Source organism: Escherichia sp. WS1450 (genome assembly GCF_046487395.1).
GTDB classification, from domain to species: Bacteria; Pseudomonadota; Gammaproteobacteria; order Enterobacterales; family Enterobacteriaceae; genus Escherichia; species Escherichia coli.
Genome location: NZ_JBJQJO010000063.1, coordinates 1 through 5,569, shown reverse-complemented (window position 1 = coordinate 5,569; position 5,569 = coordinate 1). Strand labels below are relative to the sequence as shown.

Sequence of the window (5,569 nt, the reverse complement as noted above, 5' to 3'; positions counted from 1 at the left end):
GGCTGTTGTGACCGTAGGTGTCAGAGCAGCAAAGCGATTGTAGAGCAGATTATGGCGGCGGATAAGTCCTGTCTCAAAACACATATTGGCTCGTTGTCCAAAGCAGATATGTTGTCTGTTGAGGACGCAATCAAGATCCATCTTGGTTTACTGCGGTAACGCCATGTGAATCTGTCGGCTACCGCCATTAGTGACGGAATTTTCTGTGGGGCAGCGTACCAATGGCATTCGGTTAAGTTCTTGCTGGAGCATCAAAAGAGTTCCAGCGCGTTCTGGGCCGTACATATTTTCGTGGGTAACACCTCCCTGGCCTTACTCGCTGAGTCATACAACTGCGATCGATTCAGATGCCATTTTGCAATCAGCCTCTCAGAAAGAGCGCAACAGAATGATTTTAAATGTTTTCCTGTTACCCGAATCAGTAAAGACAAGTACCTCACTACGAGAAACAAGCAGTTTTTGAAATTAAAATTTTGTTTATTTCTACTACTACCGATGAAAACGTTATTATCTTAATAATTAATGTCATTTCAGGATATCCATGTAAGGTTAAGTAATAATATATGAGCCTGTATTTTTATTTTACATCTTTCTCACTCTGTGAATGAAAATCTTCAATAGAAAATTTGATTTGAATAATTTATATAACTCTTCTATATTACATCAATGCCGATAGAAATCGTAAAAAGCTTCGTTTTCATAAAAATCTCTTTCAATAATATTTGTAGCTGGACCAGCCCCTTGAAACGCCAGATAGTGGATGTATCTTAAAATAAGAGACAGGCTTGGATATATGTCTGACACTGGTTCTAATTTTGAGATGACTGGAACTTTGCCGGGGCTGGAGCTTCGTAAACGTAAAACTCCTCAGGAAAAAATTGGCATTATTCAGCAGACAATGGAGCCTGGCATGGCGGTGTCACATGTGGCGCGTTTGCGTTGTATTCAGCCCTGCCTGTTGTTTAAGTGGAAAAACAATCTCTGGAAGGAAGTCTCACTGCTGTTGCTTCAGGAGAGGGTGTCGTTCCTGCCTCAGAACTGCCTGCCGCTATAAAACAAATAAAAGAGTTACAGCTCTTGCTGGGTAAAAAACCATGGAAGTTTAGATCCTCAAAGAAGTGGTGGAGTATGCGCAATCGCGAAAATGGATAGCGCATGTGCCCTTGTTACCTTCGGACAAGGAATAGCCCCGGTAAGCCGTGTTCTGGGCGATACTCAGGCGGCAGTCCCTAAATGAAGGACTACCGTTAGTGAATGCAAAGCGCGTTTACCGGATAATGAGCGAAAATATCCTGTTGTTACATGACAAACTATCACGACTGCAGCGGGAACATAAAGGCCGAATATCGGTAAGGAAAGCGACCAGCGTTGATGTTCTGATGGCTTTGAGTTCGGTTGCGATGATGGCGAAAAAGTCCGGGTTACGTTCGCCCTGGACTGTTGCGATCGTGAAGCTATCGACTGGGCATCCAATACGGGAGGTTACAATAAAGCGACAGTGCAGGATGTGATGTTAGGAGCGATAGAAAAACTCTTTGGCGATAAAGTACCGGAACAGTCCATCCGGTGGTTGACAGATAACGGTTCAGCGTATAGAGCGCATGAAACACGGCAGTTCGCCAGAGAGTTGGATCTGGAGCCCTGCACAACGGCAATCAGCAGCTCTCAGAGTAATGGAATGGCAGAAAGGTTAGTGAAAACGATGAAGGAAGACTACATTGCGTTCATACCGAAACCGAATGTAATAACGGCATTGCATAACCTTGCATAGGCGTTCGAGAATTACAATGAGAACCACCCGCATAGTGCGTTAGGTTATCTCTCACCACGGGAATATCGATGTCAGCGGATAACGTCACCTTAGATGTAGCAGTTGCCAAACAGTGACTCAAGGGCAGGCTTACCGCATACGCTGACACTTAGCTGATCGACAGAATATTATTAACAGTTCATCACTGAACGCTACATAATCAGAGTTGCATAAATAAAATGTTATGTTATAACATTTTAATACCAACATATGTTTTCGAATGTATATGAATGTAATCAGAACTGTCATTTGTACATTAATTATAGTCCCGGTGGGACTACAGGCAGCGACCAGTCATTCTTCTATGGCTAAAGATACAATCACCATTGTCGCGACAGGAAATCAGAACACGGTATTTGAAACGCCGTCGATGGTCAGTGTCGTCACGAATGACACACCGTGGAGTCAGAATGCGGTTACATCGGCCGGCATGCTGAAAGGTGTTGCCGGTCTCAGCCAGACTGGTGCAGGACGGACCAATGGGCAGACCTTTAATCTACGCGGCTATGACAAAAGCGGGGTACTTGTTCTTGTTGACGGCGTCCGCCAACTCAGTGACATGGCAAAAAGCAGTGGCACTTATCTGGATCCGGCTCTTGTCAAACGTATCGAAGTTGTCCGCGGGCCAAACTCCAGTCTGTACGGCAGTGGCGGGCTGGGAGGTGTAGTGGACTTCAGAACTGCCGATGCAGCAGATTTCCTTCCCCCCGGAGAGACAAACGGTTTAAGTCTGTGGGGAAATATTGCCAGTGGTGACCACAGCACAGGCTCGGGGCTCACCTGGTTCGGTAAAACCGGAAAAACAGATGCGCTCCTTTCTGTCATTATGCGTAAAAGAGGTAATATCTATCAAAGTGATGGTGAGCGCGCACCTAACAAGGAAAAACCTGCAGCCCTGTTTGCGAAAGGCTCTGTCGGTATAACAGACAGTAACAAAGCAGGTGCCAGCTTGCGTCTCTACCGGAATAACACCACTGAACCGGGCAATCCCACTCAGACACATGGTGACAGCGGCCTGCGTGACAGAAAAACAGTACAAAATGACGTACAGTTCTGGTACCAGTACGCTCCTGTGGATAACAGCCTCATCAATGTAAAGTCAACGTTATATCTCAGTGATATCACTATCAAGACAAACGGTCACAACAAAACGGCAGAATGGAGAAACAACAGAACCTCCGGTGTTAATGTTGTCAACAGGAGTCATACTCTGATTTTTCCGGGAGCCCATCAGTTAAGTTATGGCGCTGAATATTACCGTCAGCAGCAGAAGCCAGAAGGCTCTGCCACACTATATCCGGAAGGAAATATTGACTTTACATCGTTGTATTTCCAGGATGAAATGACAATGAAAAGCTACCCTGTTAACATTATCGTCGGTTCCCGCTATGACCGGTACAAGAGCTTCAATCCCCGTGCCGGAGAACTGAAAGCCGAACGCCTGTCCCCAAGGGCGGCGATTTCAGTCTCACCGACAGACTGGCTGATGATGTACGGCTCCATATCCTCTGCATTCCGAGCGCCCACAATGGCAGAAATGTACAGGGATGATGTACATTTTTACCGCAAGGGTAAACCCAATTACTGGGTTCCTAACCTTAATCTGAAACCAGAAAATAACATCACCCGTGAGATTGGCGCAGGTATTCAACTGGATGGCCTGCTTACAGACAATGACCGGCTGCAGTTAAAAGGCGGATATTTCGGAACGGATGCCAGAAACTATATTGCCACACGCGTGGATATGAAACGGATGCGTTCTTATTCTTATAATGTATCCCGGGCCCGTATCTGGGGATGGGATATGCAGGGAAATTACCAGTCTGATTATGTTGACTGGGTGCTTTCTTATAACCGGACGGAAAGTATGGATGCCAGCAGCAGGGAATGGCTGGGCTCCGGCAATCCTGACACACTTATCAGTGACATCAGCATACCTGTTGGTCATAGAGGCGTTTATGCCGGATGGCGTGCTGAACTTTCAGCATCAGCCACGCATGTGAAAAAAGGCGACTCCTATCAGGCTGGCTATGCCATACATTCCTTTTCACTGTCTTATAAGCCTGTAAGTGTTAAAGGCTTTGAGGCGTCAGTAACTCTGGATAATGCCTTCAACAAGCTTGCCATGAATGGCAAAGGTGTGCCGCTTTCAGGCCGAACTGTCAGTCTTTATACCCGTTATCAGTGGTAACCTCTCAGGAAATAAATCATGATGAAAAATACAGGCTATATCTTAGCTCTTTGTCTGACAGCATCGGGGCATGTCCTGGCCCATGATGTCTGGATTACCGGCAAACAGGCAGAGAACAACGTTATCGCAGAGATTGGTTATGGTCATAATTTCCCCTCAAAGGGCACGATTCCTGACAGAAGGGATTTCTTTGAAACTCCCCGGCTTTATAACGGGAAAGAGACAATAACGCTGAAGCCAACATCCACGGATTATGTCTATAAAATTGAGTCTGCAGGCAACGGTAATAGCTACGTTCTGTCAACGAAAATGAAACCGGGATACTGGTCGAGAACCTCGTCAGGATGGAAGCCTGTCAGCCGGGAGGGCAGAAATGATGTGGCATACTGTGAGTTTGTGACTAAATATGCAAAATCTTTTATTCCTGGTGAACAGCAGATGCCAGCACAACTCTATCAGTATCCAATAGGGGATGAGCTTGAAATCATTCCGTTATCCGATATCAGTCGTTTCGGTGAAGATGTGAAGCTGAAAGTTCTGTATAAAACTTCCCCGCTTGCCGGAGCCACTCTGGAGCTTGACTCTGTCAGTTATCTGAAATCATCCCGCCATACTCATGCGGCAGAGCATAAACATTCGGCTCATAAAGCAGAACTTACCTTTGTAAGTAATGAGGACGGTATCATCACTGTACCCTCCCTTCATGTCGGGCAATGGCTAGCTAAAGTCAAAAATAAGAAAGTATTTCAGGACAAAAACCTGTGTGATGAAACTGTCGATGTGGCAACCTTAAGCTTCTCCCGAAATTAATAATACTATTCCTGCCCTGTAATTTACGGGCAGGGTATATCAACCGGAAATAGCCTACTGACATCCATGTATAAAGCCACATAATTATTTTGTTGATGTATCTTACCTAATACGTAAGCGTAAAGCCAATGCCGTCTGTAACTCCTGATCCTTGCAGACTAAATGTAAGCGCTCCTTCTGTGCCGTCTTGTGGTGGTTGTCCTGTCTGGCAACAATCGTGTCCATCTATTGATGGACACGAATGATGAATTCTCAGACAACAAAAGATATCACCGGCTTTCGCTCTTATTTTCCAGATGTATTGCGACTAATATTCGAAGAGCAATTATCTGTTCGGGCTATCGCACTGGAGCAGTTAGGCCTCAGTCATTCCACCGTTCATAATATCTTTCAACGGTTTAATGCCTCTGGCATGTAAGCGTAAACCGACCGTTGTATTGACGCTTATTTATAGGGGAGAACTACGTTCCATGGCAGGAGTTCGTCAGTAAGCGTACAGCCTGAACCGTCTGGTCAGAATCTGACGCATTAGACAAAGTGGTGTCCACAAAATAAGTAGTGGGAACCAAAGTGTCAGATATGCAGAAAAATGTGACTCCCGGCAGGCGAAAAGGCTGCCCTAATTATCCTCCCGAATTTAAACAGCTGCTCGTTGCTGCCTCCTGTGAACCCGGGATATCCATCTCAAAACTTGCTCTTGAAAATGGCATTAACGCCAATCTGTTGTTCAAATGGCGACAACAATGGCGCGAGGGAAA

General features: G+C 45.6%; 4 protein-coding genes and 2 pseudogenes. All 6 read left to right on the top strand.

Translation table 11 applies throughout. The features are described from left to right. The first annotated feature begins 51 nt into the window (after positions 1-51). The gene (locus ACJHYR_RS26705; protein ID WP_001313273.1) at positions 52-159 is read left to right on the top strand and encodes a hypothetical protein; all 108 of its coding nucleotides are present in this window, start codon (positions 52-54) and stop codon (positions 157-159) included. Positions 160-820: 661 nt separating this feature from the next. Next, a pseudogene (locus ACJHYR_RS26700) lies at positions 821-1,864 on the top strand (DDE-type integrase/transposase/recombinase). Between the two features lie 166 nt (positions 1,865-2,030). Continuing rightward, a complete protein-coding gene (locus ACJHYR_RS26695) occupies positions 2,031-4,001 on the top strand; it encodes a TonB-dependent receptor domain-containing protein (RefSeq protein WP_001313270.1) in 1,971 nt (656 codons plus the stop codon). A gap of 18 nt (positions 4,002-4,019) precedes the next feature. Beyond that, positions 4,020-4,811, top strand: coding sequence for a DUF4198 domain-containing protein (locus ACJHYR_RS26690; protein ID WP_000977396.1), 792 nt, complete (start codon positions 4,020-4,022; stop codon positions 4,809-4,811). A gap of 244 nt (positions 4,812-5,055) precedes the next feature. Then, positions 5,056-5,226 (top strand): annotated as a pseudogene (locus tag ACJHYR_RS26685) (helix-turn-helix domain-containing protein); the annotation flags it as partial. 164 nt (positions 5,227-5,390) lie between these two features. Then, positions 5,391-5,569 (top strand): transposase (locus ACJHYR_RS26680; protein ID WP_033880560.1); only part of this gene is annotated, 179 nt, incomplete at its 3' end.

Bases quoted from the DNA above. Each gene is read 5' to 3' on its own strand.
- ACJHYR_RS26695 (WP_001313270.1), top strand. From the start codon at position 2,031: ATGTATATGAATGTAATCAGAACTGTCATTTGTACATTAATTATAGTC.
- ACJHYR_RS26690 (WP_000977396.1), top strand. From the start codon at position 4,020: ATGATGAAAAATACAGGCTATATCTTAGCTCTTTGTCTGACAGCATCG.
- ACJHYR_RS26705 (WP_001313273.1), top strand. From the start codon at position 52: ATGGCGGCGGATAAGTCCTGTCTCAAAACACATATTGGCTCGTTGTCC.